Below are 254 nucleotides of genomic sequence, written 5' to 3'. Positions count from 1 at the left end.
CAGGCCAAACTGAAACTGCCTGCAAAAATGGTCTTTGTGAAAAAAAATCGCGCCAACGCCATGATGAGGGAAGCAGGTAACGCCACAGATCCCAACCGCTACGGCCTGATTCTCCCCGAATCGGAGAACGAGGACAGTGACACTAATTGGATAGTAGACCTGACCTTTACCGATTCCGGCTACATCAAAGACGATGATGCCAAAGAATGGGATGTTGAAGCCATGCTCGAGCAGCTGAAAGAAGGCACCGAGGA

1 protein-coding gene is annotated in these 254 nt (G+C 50.4%); it reads left to right on the top strand.

The window, feature by feature from the left end:
• Positions 1-36: 36 nt before the first annotated feature.
• Positions 37-254, top strand: a 218-nt coding sequence (locus tag ACTHSP_RS23890) for a DUF2167 domain-containing protein (RefSeq protein ID WP_440347216.1), incomplete at its 3' end; no start/stop codon positions are given.

The sequence above is a fragment of the Neisseria sp. P0001.S005 genome, assembly GCF_051963715.1.
Note: the sequence above shows the minus strand (reverse complement) of the source record. Positions and strands in the feature narration are given on the sequence as shown.